We start from the raw sequence: 18,534 nt of genomic DNA, 5'->3' as shown, positions 1-18,534 counted from the left end.
GCCCTGGAGGACAACATGCAGGAGCGATCCGAACTCGCCACGCTCATCTTCGGCCGCCTGAGCTGGGAGGCCATACCGCTGCACGAGCCGATCCTGCTGGGCACCTTCATCGTCGTGATCCTCGGCGGCCTGGCGCTGCTGGGCGCGGTGACCTACTTCGGCCTGTGGGGGTATCTGTGGCGCGAGTGGTTCACGAGCATCGACCACAAGCGGATCGGCATCATGTACGTGATCCTCGGGATCATCATGCTGCTGCGCGGCTTTGCCGACGCCGTGATGATGCGCCTGCAGCAGGCCGTCGCGTTCGGCGACAACCTTGGCTACCTGCCGCCGCACCACTACGACCAGATCTTCACCGCGCACGGCATGATCATGATCTTCTTCGTGGCGATGCCGCTCGTGACCGGGCTCATGAACTTCGTGATGCCGTTGCAGATCGGCGCGCGCGACGTCGCCTTCCCGTTCCTCAACAACTTCAGCTTCTGGATGACCACCGGCGGCGCGGTGCTGGTGATGATGTCGCTGTTCGTCGGCGAGTTCGCGCGCACCGGCTGGCTGGCCTATCCGCCGCTGTCCGGCATCGTCCACAGCCCTGACGTAGGGGTGGACTACTACATATGGTCCTTGCAGGTGGCGGGGGTGGGGACGGTGCTTTCGGGCATCAACCTGCTGGTGACCATCGTCAAGATGCGCGCGCCGGGCATGACGCTGATGCGCATGCCGGTCTTCACCTGGACCGCGCTGTGCGCCAACGTGCTGATCATCGCCGCGTTCCCCGTGCTGACCGCGGCGCTGGCCATGCTGGCGCTGGACCGCTACCTGGGCATGAACTTCTTCACGGCCGACCAGGGCGGCAGCGCCATGATGTACGTGAACCTGATCTGGATCTGGGGCCACCCCGAGGTCTACATCCTGGTGCTGCCCGTGTTCGGGGTATTCTCCGAGGTGGTGGCGACGTTCAGCCAGAAGCGGCTGTTCGGCTACGCATCGATGGTTTACGCCACGGTCGTGATCACGGTGCTGTCCTACCTGGTCTGGCTGCACCACTTCTTTACGATGGGATCCGGGGCGAGCGTCAACTCGTTCTTCGGCATCACCACCATGATCATCTCGATCCCGACCGGGGCCAAGCTGTTCAACTGGCTGTTCACCATGTACCACGGGCGCATCCGCTTCGAGGTGCCGATGCTGTGGACGGTCGGGTTCATGGTCACCTTCGTGATCGGGGGCATGACTGGCGTGCTGCTGGCGGTGCCGCCCGCCGATTTCTCGCTGCACAACAGCCTGTTCCTGATCGCCCACTTCCACAACGTGATCATCGGCGGCGTGCTGTTCGGGCTGATGGCCGGCATCACGTACTGGTTTCCCAAGGCCTTCGGCTACCGGCTGGAGCCGTTCTGGGGCAAGTGCTCATTCTGGTTCTGGCTGGTCGGCTTCTACTTTGCGTTCATGCCGCTGTATGTGCTCGGCATGATGGGCGTGACCCGCCGCATGAGCCATTTCGAAGACCCCTCGCTGCGGTTCTGGTTCCTGCTCGCGGCATTCGGCGCGCTGCTGATCGCGCTGGGCATCGGCTGCTTCCTGGTCCAGCTCGTGGTGAGCTTCATGCGCCGCGAATCGCTGCGCGACGTTACCGGCGATCCGTGGAATGGCCGCACGCTCGAATGGTCGACCTCGTCGCCGCCACCCGCCTACAACTTCGCCTTCACGCCCATCGTCCATGACAGCGACGCCTGGTGGCAGATGAAGACGCACGGCTTCCAGCGGCCATTGCACGGCTTCATACCGATCCACATGCCGAAGAACACTAGCGCGGGCATCATCCTGGCAGGTCTCAGCACAGTCTGCGGCTTTGCGCTGATCTGGCACATCTGGTGGCTGGTGGTGGTGTCGTTCGCGACGCTCATCGTCAGCGCGATCGTGCACACCTTCAACTACAAGCGCGATTACTACATCCCGGCCGATACGGTCGGCAACACGGAGGCGGCGCGCTCGGCGCTGATGGCCCACCATGCCTGATACCGCAGCCCCGTTCCCCGCCGGCCGCGCTCAGGCCGCACCGCCCGCCCCGCCGCACGCCGTGCAGTCCGGCCATGGCACCGAGGAGGGCGAACTGCGCTTCTACATGACCAGCGAGTACCACGTGCCCAACGGCACCTTGCTGGGGTTCTGGGTCTACCTGATGAGCGATTGCCTCATCTTCGCGTGCCTGTTCGCGGCCTACGGCGTGCTCGGCCGCAGCTACGCGGGCGGGCCGACCGGCGCCGAGCTGTTCGACCTGCCGCTGGTGGCGCTGAACACCACGTTCCTGCTGCTGTCGTCGATCACGTACGGCTTTGCCATGCTGCAGATGCAGCAGGGCCGCGTCGGCGGCACGCAGGGGTGGCTGGCAGTCACCGGCCTGCTGGGCGCGGCCTTCCTTGGTGTGGAAATCTTTGAGTTCGTCCATCTGGTCAGCGAAGGCGCCGGCCCATGGCGCAGCGGCTTCCTGACTTCGTTCTTCTCGCTGGTCAGCACGCACGGACTGCACGTGACCGTCGGCACCATCTGGCTCATCACGCTGATGGTGCAGGTCCGACTGCACGGGCTGATTCCCGAGAACCGCCGCCGGCTGATGTGCCTGTCGATGTTCTGGCACTTCCTGGATGTGGTCTGGATCGGCGTCTTCACCTTTGTCTACCTGATGGGAGTGCTGCCATGAGTGCACCGGACCAAACGCTCGGCCACGATGGCCACGACGCGCACGGCCATGACGACGGCCACATCCACATCTCGTTGACCGGCTACGCGACCGGCTTCGTGCTGTCGGTGATCCTGACCACGATTCCATTCTGGCTGGTCATGGGCAAGGTCTTCGAGAAGTCGAGCACCACCGCGATGGTGCTGCTGTTGCTGGGCGCCGTGCAGATCGTCGTGCACATGATCTACTTCCTGCACATGAACGCCAGGTCGGAGGGCGGCTGGAACATGCTGGCCCTGATCTTCACGCTGGTGCTGGTGGTGATCACGCTGAGCGGGACGCTGTGGGTGATGTTCCACCTGAACTCGAACATGATGCCCGCAATGGTGGACACCGGGAAGCTGCCCTGACCGGCACGGACCCAGGCCGATGCACCACGAACACCCGAAGGACAACGACGCCGCGCACCATCACGACGACGGCAGCCCCTTGTCCGACATCGAGCTGCGCGTGCGCGCGCTCGAATCGCTGCTGGTCGAGAAAGGCTATATCGACCCCAAGGCCCTCGATGTCCTGATCGAAACTTATGAACACCAGGTCGGGCCTCGCAATGGCGCGCGCGTGGTAGCAAAGGCGTGGTTGGATCCGGACTACAAGGCATGGCTGCTGGAAGACGCGACGGCAGCAATCGCCTCCCTTGGCTACAGCGGCAGGCAGGGCGAGCACATGGTCGCGCTGGAAAACACCGCTGCCCTGCACAACATGGTGGTCTGCACGCTGTGCTCGTGCTATCCGTGGCCGGTGCTCGGCTTGCCGCCGGTCTGGTACAAGTCGGCGCCGTATCGCGCGCGCGCCGTGATCGATCCGCGCGGGGTGCTCAGGGATTTCGGCGTAGCGCTCGCCGACGAGGTGCAGATCCGGGTGTGGGACTCCACGGCCGAGATCCGCTACCTGGTGTTGCCCATGCGTCCGCCGTCGACCGACGGCTGGAGCGAAGACGCGCTCGCCGAACTGGTGACGCGCGACTCCATGATCGGCACCGGCCTCGCCAGGACACCTGCCTCGCCGGGAGGGGCGTCGCGATGAACGGCGCGCAGGACCTGGGCGGCATGCAAGCGTTCGGGCCGGTGCGGCCCGAGCCGGACGAGCCCACCTTCCATGCCGGCTGGGAGCGCCGCGTGCTGGCGCTCAACCTGGCCATGAACGCCGTGGGCAAGTGGAACATCGACATCCAGCGCGCCGCCCGTGAAAGCCTGCCGCCGGCGCAATACCTGGCCAGCAGCTACTACGAGATCTGGTTCGAGGGGTTGAAAAAGGTGCTGCTCGGCGCGGGCCTGGTCACGGCCGAGGAAATCGTACAAGGCACGCTGGCCATCGCTGGCGAGCCGGTCGACCGTGTCCTGAAGGCGGAAGAGGTATCCGCATCGCTGCTGCGCGGCAGCCCCAGCGCCCGTCCGGCAGCGGCGCCGGCACGCTTTGCGGTCGGCGACGTGGTCCGGACCCGGCTGCTCAATCCGGCGACGCATACACGCCTGCCCCGCTATTGCCGCGGCAGGCAAGGGCAAATTGTCCGGGTGCACGGCGCCCATGTCTTCCCCGATGCCAGTGCGCTGCGGCTTGGCGACCAGCCGCAATGGCTGTACACGGTGTGTTTTGACGCCATCGAGCTTTGGGGTCCCGACACAACGGCGGCCTCCGTCTGCGTGGATTGCTGGGAGTCCTATTTCGAGGAACTGGCATGAGTGCGGCGGCCCTCCCTGTACGCGAACTGCGCCATGCCCTTCCCGATCTGCCCTGCGACGACGCCGGACCGGTCTTCAGGGCACCGTGGGAAGCGCAGGCATTCGCCATGGTGCTGGCCCTGCATGAGCGCGGCGTCTTCACGTGGACCGAATGGGCCGGACAACTGGCGCAGTCGATCCGCGATGCCCAGCGCGCGGGCGACCCTGACACCGGCGAAACCTACTACCAGCACTGGCTCGCGGCATTGGAAAAGATCAGCGCAGCGAAGTGCCTGGTCACGGAACCCCTGCTTGCCCAGCGCAAGGGCGAATGGGATGAGGCGGCGCGGCACACGCCGCATGGCCGTCCAATCGAACTGGGCCGCCGCTAGTTCAATGGCAAGCTGAGATTCACGTTATCAGTCGCCTTCCCGCCTTCGATGGCCTCATGGCCAGCTCGACGCAAAAGGGCATCATTCGTCACAAACACAATCCATCGAACAATTACGCTCAAATTGAGCAACAAATGCCAAGCCTTTGTCATTAATCTTCGGGCTCTTTTTCGTTCCCGGTCCGCCAATAGCCAGCATGGGGTAGCGCCTCTGAAGGCTTTTGCGCGATGTCATTGCGCGCCCTGCCACGACCTGAGCAGAAGCGTGCGATGCAGACCGTGAACGATCCATCTGCACCCGCCATCTCCACAAGGGCCAGCGGGGCATTCCATTGAACGGAGACAACGACAAATGAGTGCAAGTACGGAGCATTTGCAGCGCGGGCTGGGCGAGCGCCACATCCGCCTGATGGCGCTGGGGTCGGCCATCGGCGTAGGGCTGTTCCTCGGGTCGGCCAATGCCATCAGGATGGCGGGGCCGGCGATCATGCTGGCTTACCTGATCGGCGGCGCCATGATCTTCCTGATCATGCGCGCACTCGGCGAAATGGCTGTCCACAACCCGGTGGCAGGCTCCTTCTGCCGCTATGCGCAGGACCATATGGGCCCGCTGGCCGGCTACCTGACCGGCTGGAACTACTGGTTCCTGTGGCTGGTGACCTGCGTGGCCGAGATCACGGCCGTGGCCATCTACATGGGCGTCTGGTTCCCGGACGTGCCGCGCTGGATCTGGGCGCTTGCGGCACTGGGCGCGATGGGCTCGGTCAACCTGCTGGCAGTCAAGGCCTATGGCGAGTTCGAGTTCTGGTTCGCCATGATCAAGATCGTGACCATCGTGCTGATGCTGTTCGGCGGCGGCGCCATGATCGTGTTCGGCCTGGGCAACGGCGGCGCGGCCACGGGCATCGGCAACCTGTGGGCGCATGGCGGCTTCCTGCCCAATGGCGCCAGCGGCGTGCTGATGTCGCTGCAGATGGTGATGTTCGCCTACCTCGGCGTGGAGATGATCGGCCTGACCGCCGGCGAAGCGAAGAACCCGCGCAAGTCGATCCCGGACGCGATCAACTCGGTGTTCTGGCGCATCCTGATCTTCTACGTCGGCGCGCTGTTCGTGATCCTCTCGCTCTATCCGTGGAACGAGATCGGCGCGCAGGGCAGCCCGTTCGTGATGACCTTCGAGCGCCTGGGCATCAAGACCGCCGCCGGCATCATCAACTTCGTGGTGCTGACCGCGGCGCTGTCGTCGTGCAACGGCGGCATCTTCAGCACGGGCCGCATGCTCTACAACCTGGCGCAGCAAGGCCAGGCGCCCGCCGCCTTTGCCAAGGTGGACAGCAACGGCGTGCCGCGCCGCGCGCTGCTGGTGTCGATCGGCGCGCTGCTGTGCGGCGTGCTGCTGAATTACCTGGTGCCGGAGAAGGTGTTCGTGTGGGTGACGTCGATCTCCACCTTCGGCGCGATCTGGACCTGGGCCATCATCCTGGTCACGCAGATGCAGTTCCGCAAGAACCTGTCGCCGGCCGAGCGCGGCCAGCTGGCCTTCCGCATGCCGTTCTGGCCGTATGGCTCCTGGATCGCGCTGGCCTTCCTGGCGCTGGTGATCGCGCTGATGGCCTACTTCCCGGACACGCGCGTGGCGCTGTACGTGGGCCCGGCCTGGCTGGTGCTGCTGACGGTGCTTTACTACCGCCTGGGCGTCCAGGCCCGCGGCCCGGTGACCTACCAGGCCTGACCGGCGCTGGCGGCGGGGTGCGCCAGCGGGCGCCCGCCGCTACAATGGCCCCCGGGCAATCCAATGCCAGGGGGCCAGATGTCCGAACTTTACGCCGCACCACCGCGCCATGACGGGGCAGCCGACGCACACACCGATCGCGCTGATCCTGCCGGCCACGCCGGCGTTAGCGCCAATTCAGCCGAAGATGCCGTGGCGCGTGCCGCCGCCGTGGCCGATACGGTCGCGCGCACCGCGGTCGAGCAGGCGGATCACGCCATGCGCCACTGGACCGACCCGGCGCCGGGCCCGGTGCGCATCGGCTCCGCGCAGCACTTGCGCTTGTTCTGCAACATGCTGCTGCAGACCCACAATCCTTACAAGCCGGCCGTGATCGAATGGCCGCAGCTGTCGCCCGATGCGCTGCAGCGCGTCACCTCCTTGCCGATCTGGGACATTGCCGTGCAGACCGAGGGCCGTGCCTCGATCCGCGTGAAGACCTTTGCCGAGACCGTCACCGACCCGCTGCTGCGCAGCGCGCTGGACATGGACGGCGGCGAGGAAGCGCGCCACAAGGTCGTACTGTCCAAGCTGGTGGAGGCCTACGGCATCCCGCTCGCGCCGGAGCCCGACTACCCGCCCCCGGACGACCCGGAGTGGGGCTGGCTCGTGACCGGCTACAGCGAGTGCATCGACAGCTTCTTCGCCTTTGGCCTGTTCACCATGGCCAAGCGCTCCGGCTACTTCCCGGCGGAACTCGTAGATACCTTCGAGCCCGTGATCCAGGAGGAAGGCCGGCACATCCTCTTCTTCGTCAACTGGGCCGCGTGGTACCGCCGCAACCTGCCCTGGTGGCGCCGGCCGCTGTTCGCGCTGAAGGTGGCGCGGGTGTGGGCCTTCCTGATCTGGGAGCGCATCGGCATCGCGCGCGGCATCGACGCCGATGGCGCGGCGCAGGACGCCAACTTCACCATGAACGGCTCCGAAGCGCTTGGCGATTCGCTGTCGCCGGGTGCGATGATCGACCTGTGCCTGGCCGAGAACGACCGCCGCATGGCTGGCTACGACAAGCGATTGTTGCGGCCTGAGACCGTGCCGCGCCTGGCGCGGATCGCACGCCGCTTTCTGAAGTGACCATGACTGCCGCGTTCGTGCTGTCCCTGCTGTCGCTGGCCATCTGGTGCGTACTGCTGTTCGGCCGCGCGGGGTTCTGGCGCGTGCGCAAGCCGGCAGCGGCCCCGGCGCCCGAGGCATGGCCCGAGGTGGTGGCGATTGTCCCGGCCCGCAACGAAGCCGACGTCATCGGCCGATGCGTGGCGGGCGTGCTCGGCCAGGCGTACCCGGGAAAGCTGTCGCTGGTCGTGGTCGATGACCACAGCCATGACGGCACCGCGGAGGTAGCGGCCAGCGCGGCAGCCGGCATTGCGCGGCCCGGCGCCCTGACGGCAGTGCCGGCCCGCGACCTGCCGGCTGGCTGGAGCGGCAAGGTCTGGGCGCAGTCCGAAGGGTTGGCATGCGCAGACCGCGTAGCGCCGGACGCCGCCTATGTCTGGCTGACCGATGCCGACATCTGGCACGGCCCCGGCGTGCTGGCCGGGCTGGTCGCCCGCGCCGTGCACGAGCGGCGCGACCTGGTGTCGCTGATGGTGCGGTTGCGCTGCGTGTCGGCCTGGGAGCGGCTGATCGTACCGGCCTTTGTCTTCTTCTTCGCCAAGCTCTACCCGTTCGAGCGCGTACGCGACCCGCGCCATGGCGTGGCCGCCGCCGCGGGCGGCTGCATGCTGGCGAGCCGTACGGCGCTGTCGCGCATCGGCGGATTCGCCGCGATCCGGGGCGAGTTGATCGACGATTGCAGCCTGGCCGCGAAGATCAAGCCGGGCGGCCCGATCAGCCTGGACCTTGCCGCCGACAGCGTGTCGCTACGGCCGTATGACGACTGGCGCAGCCTGTGGGACATGATTGCGCGCAGTGCCTACACCCAGCTGCGCTACTCGCCGCTGCTGCTGGCCGGCACGGTGGCGGCCATGACCGTGACCTACCTGGCGCCGCCGCTGCTGGCGCTGGCCGGCGGCGCCCGGCTGTGGCCGGCATGGCTCGCCTGGACGGCCATGGCGCTGGCCTACCGGCCGATGCTGCGCGAGTACCGCCAGCCCGCGTGGCTGGCGCCGCTGCTGCCGCTGACGGCACTGTTCTACCTCGGCGCCACGCTGGACTCGGCGCGGCGCTACTGGCTGCGCCGCGGCGGACTGTGGAAAGGCCGCAGCCAGGCGCCCGTGCGCTCGTGACGCTTCAGTCCTGACGCTTCAGCGCAGGTATCCCGCCTCGCGGAACCAGTCCAGCGCATCGCGCAGGCCTTCTATATAGGGGCGCGGCTGGTAGCCCAGTTCGCGCCGGGCCTTGTCGGAACGGAAGAACATGCGGTACTTCGACATATTGAGCCCGTCCACGGTCACGAACGGCTCCTTGCGCGTCACGCGCGCCACGGCCTCGGCCGCATGGGCGAGCGGGTACAGCGGCCAGCGCGGCAGTTGCAATGTCGGCGGACGACGGCCGCACAAGCCGGCGATATCCCGCAGCATCTGCTGCAACATGACGTCATCGCCGCCCAAAATGTAGCGTTCGCCGGTCCGGCCGCGCTCGAGCGCCTGGAAATGGCCCGCGGCTACGTCATCCACGTGTACCAGGTTGAGCCCGGTCTCGACAAAGGCGGGAATCTTGCCGGTAGCGGCCTCGACAATGATGCGGCCGGTCGGCGTGGGCCGTACATCGCGCGGGCCGATTGGCGTGGACGGGTTGACGATCACCGCTGGCAGGCCGCGTTCGGCTACCATGCGCTCGACCAAGCGCTCGGCCAGCACCTTGCTGCGCTTGTACGCGCCGATGGCCTCATGCGGGGCCAGCGGCGCCGTTTCGTCGACGGGCCCGCTCGCCCCTGCCACGCGCAGCGTGGCCACGCTGCTGGTATAGACCACGCGCTCCACGCCGGCCTGTTGCGCAGCCTCCATGACCGCCATGGTGCCGTCGACATTGGTGCGGACGATCTCCTCGGGGTCAGGCGCCCACAGCCGGTAATCGGCCGCCACATGGAACAGGTAACGCACGCCCTGCATGGCCGCCGCGACCGCGGCCGGATCACGCATGTCCCCCTGCACGACCTCCACCGGCAAGTCCGCAAGGTTGGCGCGCGGGCTCGACGCGCGCGCCAGCGCACGCACGCGCCACCCGCGCGCCAGTGCCTGCCGCAACACCGCGGATCCGAGAAAACCCGATGCACCCGTCACCAGGACGTAATCGTTTACTGTCATAAACCCGTTTCTCGATGAGATGGGAAAGTCGCTATTTGGTCGCGATTAGGTCGCGATTAGGTCGCTACCAGGAAATGGCTGTCCGACATTTCCGGCGCGACCGGTATATAGTAACCACCATGTGTCGGAAATGTGATTTCTGTACACCTTCCCAATCACTGAAACCCATTAGAGGGTCCGGGGGGCCTACCGTATGCAGGTGATTCTTGCTCAACCCCGAGGCTTTTGTGCCGGTGTCGTGCGTGCGATCGAGATTGTCGACCGCGCGCTCGTCAAGCACGGAGCCCCGGTGTTCGTGCGACACGAAATCGTGCACAACAAGCATGTTGTGGAGGGATTGAAGAACAAGGGCGCGCGTTTTGTCGAAGAACTCGACGAGGTCCCCGCGGGCGCCGTCACGATTTTCAGCGCGCACGGTGTTTCGCGCGCGGTAGTGGCAGATGCCGGGCAGCGCCAGTTGCACGCGATCGACGCGACCTGCCCGCTTGTGATCAAGGTGCATAACCAGGGCCGGCAGTATGCGGCCAGCGGCCGTACCGTGATCCTGATCGGCCATGCCGGCCACCCCGAGGTCGAAGGCACCATGGGCCAGATCCCCGGCAAGGTGATCCTGGTGCAGAACGAGGCGCAGGTGGAGAAGCTCGACCTGCCCGCCGACACCCCGGTGGCCTACGTCACCCAGACCACGCTCAGCGTGGACGACACCCGCAATATCATCGCCGCGCTGGGACGCCGTTTCAGCAATCTGGTCGGGCCCGACACGCGCGACATCTGCTATGCCACGCAGAACCGGCAGAGCGCGGTGCGGGACCTGTGCAAGCTCGCCGATGTCATCCTCGTCATCGGCGCCACCAACAGCTCCAATTCCAACCGGCTGCGCGAGATCGGCACCGAAAGCGGCGTGCCGAGCTACCTGATCGCCGACGGCAGCGAACTCGACCCGGCCTGGGTCGCAGGCGCTAATATTGTCGGCATCACGGCCGGCGCCTCCGCGCCCGAAGAAATGGTCGAAGACGTGATTGCCACGTTGCGCCGCCTGGGCCCCGTGGAAGTCTCGACCATGGAAGGCCGCGAGGAGCATGCCGAGTTCCGCCTGCCCGCGGAGCTGGCCGATGTCCGCCCCACGGCGGCCACGCCCGACCCCGAGCCCGTCGAGAAGGTCGCCGGCTGAACCCCATCAAAGAAGAAGGAAGTCCCCTTGGCTATTCCGTTCCTGCAGGTCGCCCGCGTGGGCGCCTACATTGTCGGCAAGCATCTGGCGCGCCAGAAGCGCTATCCGCTCGCGCTCATGCTGGAACCGCTGTTCCGCTGCAACCTTGCCTGCAATGGCTGCGGCAAGATTGACTACCCGGACCCGATCCTCAACCAGCGCCTGTCCGTCGAGGAGTGCCTGGGCGCGGTCGATGAATGCGGCGCGCCGGTGGTGTCGATCGCCGGCGGCGAGCCGCTGCTGCACAAGGACATGCCCGAGATCGTGCGCGGCATCGTCGCGCGGCGCAAGTTCGTCTACCTGTGCACCAATGCGCTGCTGATGGAAAAGAAGCTGGACCAGTACGAGCCCAGCCCCTACTTCGTCTGGTCCGTTCACCTGGACGGCGACCGCGAGATGCACGACCACTCGGTCAGCCAGGAAGGTGTCTACGACCGCGCTGTCGAGGCCATCCGTGCCGCCAAGGCGCGCGGCTTCCGCGTCAACATCAACTGCACGCTGTTCAACGATGCCAGGCCCGAACGCGTGGCCGCGTTCTTCGATACGGTCAAGGCGATGGGCGTGGACGGCATCACGGTCTCGCCGGGCTACGCCTACGAGCGCGCGCCGGACCAGCAGCACTTCCTGAACCGCGGCAAGACCAAGCAGCTGTTCCGCGACATTCTGAGCCGCGGCCGCGGCAAGAACTGGTCGTTCAGCCAGTCGACCATGTTCCTCGACTTCCTGGCCGGCAACCAGACCTACCACTGCACGCCCTGGGGCAACCCGGCGCGCACGGTCTTTGGCTGGCAGCGGCCCTGCTACCTCGTCGGCGAAGGCTATGTGCAGACCTTCAAGGAGCTGATGGAAGAGACCGACTGGGACGCCTACGGCACCGGCAACTACGAGAAGTGCGCCGACTGCATGGTCCACAGCGGCTACGAGGCCACGGCCGTGGCCGACACGTTCGCGCATCCGCTCAAGGCGCTTGGCGTGAGCCTGCGCGGCGTAAAGACCGAGGGCGCGATGGCCCCGGACATCCCGCTCGACAAGCAACGTCCTGCCGATTACGTGTTCTCGCGCCACGTAGAGATCAAGCTGGCCGAGATCGGCCGGGCCCAGCCGCGCAAGGAACAGCCGGCCAGGGCGGAGACCACGGCGGCCCACTGAACACCGATGCCCGCGGAAGCTGCGGCCATGGCCGCGACCCTGCTTGGCAGTGCGCTGACCTGCGTGTCGGCGGGCTATGCCGTGGCCGCCGCCATGCTGACGCGGCGCGCGGCCGCGCGTCCTGATCTTCCCGCTACCGGCGGCGAAGTCCGCGCCAGCGTGCTCAAGCCGCTGTGCGGGGCCGAGCCGCGCCTGTACGACAACCTGGCCACGCTGTGCCGGCAATCAGTGACCGGCTACCAGATCGTATGCGGCGTGCGCGATCCGGACGATCCCGCCATTGCCGTCGTGCGGCGCCTGCAGCAGGACTTCCCGGGCACGGACATCACACTGGTCATCGACCCGCGCGTGCATGGCAGCAACCTCAAGGTCAGCAACCTGATCAACCTGGCCGCGCAGGCGCGCCATGACCTGCTGGTCGTGGCCGACAGCGATATCGCCGTGCCGCCCGACTACCTGGTGCGCGTCACCGCGCCGCTGGCCGACCCCGGCGTCGGCATCGTCACCTGCCTGTACCGCGGGCGCCCCGTCGGCGCCTTCTGGGCGAAGCTCGGCGCGCAGTTCATCGACGACTGGTTCGCGCCGTCCGTACGCATTGCGCACGCGGGCGGTTCGCGCCGCTTCGCCTTCGGCGCGACCATCGCGCTGCGCCGCGACACCTTGACGCAGATCGGCGGCTTCGCGTCGCTGTCCGACCGGCTCGCCGACGACTTCTGGCTCGGCGAGCTGACCCGGCAGGCCGGGCTGCGCACAGTGCTATCCGACGTGGTCGTCACCACCGACGTGACCGAGACGCGGCTGGCCGAACTCTGGACGCATGAACTGCGCTGGCTGCGCACCATCCGCTCGCTGAACCCGGCGGGCTTTGCTTTTACCTTCATCACCTTTACGTGGCCGATGCTGGTGCTCGGCGTGGCGTTGTCGCCGACCCCGGCGATGCTGGCGGTTGCCCTGGCGGGACTGGTGGCGCGCTGCACATTGGCCGGATCCCTCTCGGCCGCGGTCAGGTCGCCGCTGCGCGACGTGCTGTTGCTGGCAGGATGGGGCAGTGCGCTGGCGGGCAGGCAAGTGCGCTGGCGCGATCGGATTCTCCCGGTGCGCGATCCAGTTCAGGATGGCAAGGTATTGTGATCGCAACACCACTCGCACGCCGTCCTGTTGTCAATGAAGCTTTTTTAGCTACAATCGTAGCCATAAATGCTTCAATCACTCTCCGATACCCTCTTTGGCGAATATCGCCGCCGCGTGCTGGGTCTGCTCCTGTTGCATCCGGAGGCGTCCTATCACGTGCGCGAGATCGCGCGGCTGACGGACACCGCGCCGGGAACGCTTCACAAGGAACTGAGCAAGCTGGCACAAGCAGGCATCCTGATCCGGGAACCGCGCGGCAACCAGCTCGCATACCGCGCCAATCGAGCGTCGCCGGTGTTCGAGGAGCTGTCCAGCATCATGAGGAAGACTTCTGGGCTGGCAGACGTGCTGACCCAAGCGCTGCAACCTTGCGCGCACGAGATCGACGCCGCTTTCATCTACGGCTCGACAGCAAGCGGACGCGAGACGGCGCAGAGCGACGTGGATATCATGCTGATCGGCGACATTGGCTTCGCGCGGGCTGTACAGCTGCTGTACCCGGCGCAGGCCTCCCTGGCGCGGGAGATCAATCCGAAGGTGCTCTCCCGCCAAGAATGGCGCGCGGGGCTGGCGAACAACGACGCGTTTCTGCGCGACGTGCTGGCCAAGCCGAAGTTATTCGTGATCGGAAGCGACCATGACCTTGGAGAACTTGCTGGGAATCAGCCTGGACGCAATCCAGCCGGATCGTGAACAGATCGCGCGCCTGCTCGCAGCGGCCGAACGCAATCTGAGCGACGCCGGCATCGAAGCGCTTAGCCATGAGAACCGGTTTGATGCAGCCTATAAGGCGATCATGCAAGCCGCGCTCGCGGCACTGCATGCCAATGGCTACCGGACGCTGACCAGCCGGCCCGGCCATCACCAGATAACCTTGCAGTCCCTGACGAAGACGATCGGCTGGCCAGCCGACCGCATGATCCTGCTCGACGCCCTGCGCAAGCAGCGCAATCTTTCCGACTATTCCGGCGACCTCGTGCCGGCTTCGGCCGTACGCGAGTGCATTGCCAATGCCACCGCACTGATCGCTGACGTCAAGGCGTGGCTCCATGCCAACAAGCCGCAGCTGATCTGACCTGACAAAATCAAGGCCGCTATGAAAAAAACCCTCTTCCTCCAGGCCCCCTCCTTCGACGGCTTTGACGGCGGCGCCGGTTCGCGCTACCAGGCAAAGCGCGAGATCAAGTCATTCTGGTACCCGACCTGGCTGGCGCAGCCGGCCGCGCTGGTGCCCGGCAGCCGCGTGCTCGACGCGCCCGCCGATGAACTGACGCCGCAGCAGACGCTCGATATCGCCGTCGACTACGACCTGGTCATCATCCACACCAGCACGCCGTCGTTCCCGACCGATGCCAGGTTCGCCGAGGAGCTCAAGAAGCGCAAGCCCGGCGTGATGATCGGCATGGTCGGCGCCAAGCCGGCAGTCGACCCCGGCGGCACGCTCGGCGCCAGCGACGCGATCGACTTCGTCTGCCGCGAGGAATTCGACTACACCTGCCAGGACGTAGCCGCGGGCAAGCCCCTCAAGGACATTCTCGGGCTGTCGTACCGCCTGCCCGATGGCTCGCTCGAGCACAACGGCCAGCGCCCGATGATCGAGAACATGGACGAGCTGCCCTTCGTGGCCCCCGTCTACCAGCGCGACCTGAAGATCGAGAACTACTTCATCGGCTACCTGAAGCACCCGTACGTGTCGATCTACACGGGGCGCGGCTGCCGTTCGCGCTGCACTTTCTGCCTGTGGCCGCAGACGGTCGGCGGACACCGCTACCGCACGCGCTCGGCCGAGAGCGTGATCGCCGAGGTGAAATGGATCAAGGAGAACATGCCCGAGGTGAAGGAGATCATGTTCGACGACGACACCTTCACCGATTTCAAGCCGCGCGTGGAGGAAATCGCGCGCGGGCTCGGCAAGCTCGGCGTGACGTGGTCGTGCAATGCCAAGGCCAACGTGCCGTACAGCACGCTCAAGATCATGAAGGAGAACGGCCTGCGCCTGCTGCTGGTCGGCTATGAATCGGGCGACGACCAGATCCTGCTGAACATCAAGAAGGGCCTGCGCACGGATATCGCGCGCCGCTTCACCGAAGATTGCCGCAAGCTCGGCATCCAGATCCACGGCACCTTCATCCTGGGCCTGCCCGGCGAAACGCAGGAGACCATCGAGAAGACCATCGCCTACGCCAAGGAGATCAATCCGCACACCATCCAGGTGTCGCTGGCGGCGCCCTACCCCGGCACCACGCTGTACCAGCAGGCGGTCGACAATGGCTGGCTCGAAGAGAACAAGGTCATCAACCTCGTCAATGACAAGGGCGTGCAGCTCGCGGCAATCAGCTATCCGCACCTGTCGAAGGAAGAGATCTACCGCGGCGTGGAGCGCTTCTATAAGCAGTTCTACTTCCGTCCCGGCAAGATCTGGGAGATCGTGCGCGAGATGCTGGGCAGCTGGGACATGATGAAGCGGCGCCTGCGCGAAGGCGTGGAGTTCTTCCGCTTCCTGAGTTCACGCGAGGCCTGATCCTGCCGTCCCATAGCACCACCGCCGCCTCCGCCACGCGTCGCGCGCGCGGCCTGATCATCACCGCCGACGACTTCGGCCTGCATACCGCCGTCAACGAGGCGGTGGAACTTGCGCATCGCGACGGCGTGCTCAACGCGGCCAGCCTGATGGTGTCCGCGCCCGAAGCCGCCGACGCGGTCGCGCGCGCGAGACGGCTGCCATCGCTGCGCGTAGGACTGCATGTCGTGCTGGCCGATGGTCCGGCAATGCTGCCGCGCGCGGCCATTCCCGATCTCGTCGATGCGCAGGGCCGCTTCGGCTCGGCCATGGCGCGCGACGGCTGCCGCTTCTTCTTCCTGCCGCATGTGCGGCGCCAGCTCGCCGCGGAGATCCGCGCGCAGTTCGAGGCATTCGCCGCGACCGGCCTGCCGCTGGATCACGTCAATACGCACAAGCACTTCCACCTGCATCCGACCGTGCTGTCGCTGATCCTGTCGATCGGTCGTGAGTTCGGCCTGCGCGCCGTGCGGCTGCCGCTGGAATCCGACGCGCCGCTGCTGCTGCGCCCGTGGCTGGCGCTGCTGCGCCGGCGGCTGCGGCGTGCCGGCATCGCGCACAACGACTACGTGGTCGGCATCGCAAACAGCGGCGCCATGGATGAAGCCGTGCTGCTGGCCGCGCTCGCGAAGCTGCCCGACGGCATCGGTGAAATCTACCTGCATCCGGCGGTCACGTCGGGCGCGGCCATCGCGCCGACCATGGCAGGCTACCGCCACGCCGACGAACTGGCCGCGCTGCTGTCGCCGCGTGTGCGCGCGGCCCTCGATGCGGCCGGGGTGCGGCGCGGCGGCTTTGCCGACGTGCTGGCGACGGCCTGAGCCCACTCACATGAAACGCATTGCCTACCTGACCGGCCTGCTGGGCCTGCTCGCGCTCACCGCCCTTGTCGTCCATGAGGGCATTGGCGACATCGCCACCGTGATGGCGCAGGGCGGCTGGCTCCTGCTCCTGCTGGTGCCGCTGCACGCGCTGCCCCTGCTGCTCGATGCGCAGGGCTGGCGGGTGCTGCTGACCTCCGCCGACCCCGAAGAAAATGCCGGCCTCGGCTTCCTGACGTGGGTAGCCGCCGTGCGCGAAGCCGTGAACCGCCTGCTGCCGACCATGAGCATTGGCGGCGAACTGGTCGGCATGCGGCTGAGCCGGCTGCGCATCCGCGACACCACGGCGGTCACCGCCACCATCGTCGTCGAGGTCATGATCACGCTGTTCGCCCAGTACCTGTTCTCGGCGCTCGGCGTGCTGATGCTCGTCGCCGCGCTGCAGGACAGCGGCCAGGCCTGGGTCATCCTGACCGGGCTGGTGCTGTCGCTGCCGGTGCCCATAGCATTCGCGCTGTCGCTGCGCCACGCGGCGCTGTTCGAGAAGCTGGAAGGTGCCGCGCGCAAGCTGTTCGGCGAGGACCACCGCATCGTCGCCATGATCGACGGCGCACGGCTCGATGCCGAGATCCGCGCGCTCAACCGGCGCCCGCGCGAACTGCTGGCGGCGATGGGCTGGCAACTGGCAGGGATGGTCAGCGGCACGCTAGAAGTTTGGTTCGCGCTGATGCTGCTGGGCCACCCGGTGCCGTTCTGGCAAGCCATGGCCATCGAAGCACTCACGCAGGCTGTGCGCCACATGGCCTTCTTCGTGCCAGCCGGCCTCGGCGTGCAGGAGGCCGTGGTGATGCTGCTTGGCCAGGCACTGGGCATGGACGCCCATGTGTCGCTGGCCCTGGCACTGGTCAAGCGCGCGCGGGAAGTCCTGTTCGGCGTGCCCGCGCTGCTGTCGTGGCAATGGTTGGAACTGCGCCGCTGGCGGCGCGGGACAACGGGCGAGGTTGCGCCGTGAGATAAGGCAAGATAAGGCCCGCCGCCCTGGGCCTAGCCTGCCTGCCGCGCGTTATGGTCGACGAGGTACTTCACCAGCCCATCGACGCCGCCACGCGAGACGATATCGGCAAACTGCTTGCGGTACACCTCGATCAGCCACGCGCCCATCATATTGATGTCATAGATCTTCCAGCCGCCGGGCGTGCGCTGCAGGCGGTAGTCGATCTGCATCTCCTCGCCGTTGTTGAGCACGCGCGATTCCACCACCACGTCGCCGGAACCGCCCCCGGCCTGCGCCGGCTTGAAGCGGAACTTCACATTCTGCTCGCGCAGCTGCGACAGGGACACGGCATAGCTGCGCACGAGCAGCGTCGTGAACTGTTCGTTGAGCTGCTTCTGCTGTTCCGGCGTGGCATTGCGCCATGCGCTGCCGACCGCCAGCCGCGTGGTGCGGCTGAAATCCGTATAGGGCAGGAACTGCTTCTGGACCACCGCGGTGATCTTCGCGAGGTCGCCGCCGCGGGTTTCGGGGGTGGTCTGGATGGTCGTGATCACGCCTTCCACGGCCGCCTGCACCAGGCGTTCCGGCGCTGCCTTGAGGTCGCCGGGCTGCACCGTCTGTGCCTGCGCCGTCGCTACCATGGCCACCGCCGCAACGGGCGCAAGGGAAATCAAACCGAATCTGTTCATGCCGATGTCTGCTGCAAGATGCGTTTGAAAATGGCCCCGGGGCCCGCTGCGCGTGGCGCCCGGGATGCCGGGCCAGTATAGCGGAACGCGACTTGCCGACCGGGTGCGGCGGCGGGTGCGGCTAGTGCGCCACGCAAGCAGGCCGATCCCGCGCCAGCCGGTATACTCGCGG

General features: G+C 66.5%; 19 protein-coding genes. 17 read left to right on the top strand and 2 right to left on the bottom strand.

All coding sequences use genetic code 11. From position 1 onward, the window contains the following. Positions 1-15 precede the first annotated feature (15 nt). From cyoB to AC3FNH_RS10460, 9 genes are all read left to right on the top strand, one after another. Positions 16-2,019: a cytochrome o ubiquinol oxidase subunit I gene (gene cyoB / locus AC3FNH_RS10500; protein ID WP_488719997.1), complete on the top strand. Its 2,004-nt coding sequence runs from the start codon at positions 16-18 to the stop codon at positions 2,017-2,019. After that, positions 2,012-2,701 (top strand): cytochrome o ubiquinol oxidase subunit III, encoded by a 690-nt coding sequence (cyoC, locus tag AC3FNH_RS10495; protein WP_488719996.1) that lies wholly within the window; start codon positions 2,012-2,014, stop codon positions 2,699-2,701. The genes cyoB and cyoC overlap by 8 nt, the downstream gene beginning before the upstream one ends. Further along, positions 2,698-3,090 (top strand): cytochrome o ubiquinol oxidase subunit IV, encoded by a 393-nt coding sequence (gene cyoD / locus AC3FNH_RS10490; RefSeq protein ID WP_488719995.1) that lies wholly within the window; start codon positions 2,698-2,700, stop codon positions 3,088-3,090. Before cyoC ends, cyoD begins: the two co-directional genes overlap by 4 nt. A 19-nt stretch (positions 3,091-3,109) precedes the next feature. Continuing rightward, entirely contained in the window at positions 3,110-3,766 is a 657-nt protein-coding gene (gene nthA / locus AC3FNH_RS10485) for a nitrile hydratase subunit alpha (protein ID WP_488719994.1), read from the top strand. Next, positions 3,763-4,422, top strand: coding sequence for a nitrile hydratase subunit beta (gene nthB, locus AC3FNH_RS10480; protein ID WP_488719993.1), 660 nt, complete (start codon positions 3,763-3,765; stop codon positions 4,420-4,422). Before nthA ends, nthB begins: the two co-directional genes overlap by 4 nt. Beyond that, complete coding sequence (locus tag AC3FNH_RS10475) at positions 4,419-4,793, top strand: nitrile hydratase accessory protein (protein ID WP_488719992.1); 375 nt, start codon at positions 4,419-4,421, stop codon at positions 4,791-4,793. The genes nthB and AC3FNH_RS10475 overlap by 4 nt, the downstream gene beginning before the upstream one ends. A 351-nt stretch (positions 4,794-5,144) precedes the next feature. Further along, positions 5,145-6,524: an amino acid permease gene (locus tag AC3FNH_RS10470; RefSeq protein WP_276102241.1), complete on the top strand. Its 1,380-nt coding sequence runs from the start codon at positions 5,145-5,147 to the stop codon at positions 6,522-6,524. A 258-nt stretch (positions 6,525-6,782) separates the two neighbouring features. Beyond that, positions 6,783-7,637: a ferritin-like domain-containing protein gene (locus tag AC3FNH_RS10465; RefSeq protein ID WP_276103313.1), complete on the top strand. Its 855-nt coding sequence runs from the start codon at positions 6,783-6,785 to the stop codon at positions 7,635-7,637. Between the two features lie 2 nt (positions 7,638-7,639). After that, positions 7,640-8,788: a glycosyltransferase gene (locus tag AC3FNH_RS10460; RefSeq protein WP_488719991.1), complete on the top strand. Its 1,149-nt coding sequence runs from the start codon at positions 7,640-7,642 to the stop codon at positions 8,786-8,788. 18 nt (positions 8,789-8,806) lie between these two features. On the opposite strand, the gene hpnA is transcribed toward AC3FNH_RS10460, so the two are convergent. Next, positions 8,807-9,808 (bottom strand): hopanoid-associated sugar epimerase, encoded by a 1,002-nt coding sequence (hpnA, locus tag AC3FNH_RS10455; protein WP_276102243.1) that lies wholly within the window; start codon positions 9,806-9,808, stop codon positions 8,807-8,809. A 193-nt stretch (positions 9,809-10,001) separates the two neighbouring features. On the opposite strand from hpnA, the gene ispH reads away from it, so the two are divergent. The 8 genes from ispH to AC3FNH_RS10415 all read left to right on the top strand — a co-directional run bounded on the left by ispH (position 10,002) and on the right by AC3FNH_RS10415 (position 17,691). Beyond that, positions 10,002-10,979: a 4-hydroxy-3-methylbut-2-enyl diphosphate reductase gene (gene ispH / locus AC3FNH_RS10450; protein WP_488719990.1), complete on the top strand. Its 978-nt coding sequence runs from the start codon at positions 10,002-10,004 to the stop codon at positions 10,977-10,979. Positions 10,980-11,006: 27 nt separating this feature from the next. Beyond that, on the top strand, positions 11,007-12,167 hold the full coding sequence (gene hpnH, locus AC3FNH_RS10445; protein WP_276102245.1) for an adenosyl-hopene transferase HpnH: 1,161 nt from the start codon (positions 11,007-11,009) through the stop codon (positions 12,165-12,167). Positions 12,168-12,194: 27 nt separating this feature from the next. Beyond that, positions 12,195-13,298, top strand: a complete 1,104-nt coding sequence (gene hpnI / locus AC3FNH_RS10440; RefSeq protein WP_488719989.1) for a bacteriohopanetetrol glucosamine biosynthesis glycosyltransferase HpnI — start codon at positions 12,195-12,197, stop codon at positions 13,296-13,298. A 66-nt stretch (positions 13,299-13,364) separates the two neighbouring features. Then, positions 13,365-13,991, top strand: a complete 627-nt coding sequence (locus AC3FNH_RS10435) for a nucleotidyltransferase domain-containing protein (RefSeq protein ID WP_488719988.1) — start codon at positions 13,365-13,367, stop codon at positions 13,989-13,991. Beyond that, positions 13,936-14,373: a DNA-binding protein gene (locus AC3FNH_RS10430; RefSeq protein ID WP_488719987.1), complete on the top strand. Its 438-nt coding sequence runs from the start codon at positions 13,936-13,938 to the stop codon at positions 14,371-14,373. The genes AC3FNH_RS10435 and AC3FNH_RS10430 overlap by 56 nt, the downstream gene beginning before the upstream one ends. A gap of 21 nt (positions 14,374-14,394) precedes the next feature. Beyond that, entirely contained in the window at positions 14,395-15,819 is a 1,425-nt protein-coding gene (gene hpnJ / locus AC3FNH_RS10425; RefSeq protein WP_488719986.1) for a hopanoid biosynthesis associated radical SAM protein HpnJ, read from the top strand. A gap of 53 nt (positions 15,820-15,872) precedes the next feature. Continuing rightward, positions 15,873-16,679 carry a hopanoid biosynthesis-associated protein HpnK gene (hpnK, locus tag AC3FNH_RS10420; RefSeq protein WP_488720068.1) on the top strand — a complete coding sequence of 269 codons (807 nt, stop codon included), beginning with the start codon at positions 15,873-15,875 and terminating at the stop codon, positions 16,677-16,679. A gap of 10 nt (positions 16,680-16,689) precedes the next feature. Continuing rightward, positions 16,690-17,691, top strand: a complete 1,002-nt coding sequence (locus tag AC3FNH_RS10415; protein ID WP_488719985.1) for a lysylphosphatidylglycerol synthase domain-containing protein — start codon at positions 16,690-16,692, stop codon at positions 17,689-17,691. 32 nt (positions 17,692-17,723) lie between these two features. Here the strand turns inward: AC3FNH_RS10415 and AC3FNH_RS10410 are convergent, their stop codons facing one another. Further along, entirely contained in the window at positions 17,724-18,362 is a 639-nt protein-coding gene (locus AC3FNH_RS10410) for an MlaC/ttg2D family ABC transporter substrate-binding protein (protein ID WP_488719984.1), read from the bottom strand. Positions 18,363-18,534 lie beyond the last annotated feature (172 nt).

It is taken from the genome of Cupriavidus sp. 22TCCZM01-5, from assembly GCF_057798915.1.
The sequence above is the reverse complement of the archived record's forward strand: the minus strand, read 5'-3'. Positions and strand labels throughout refer to the sequence as shown.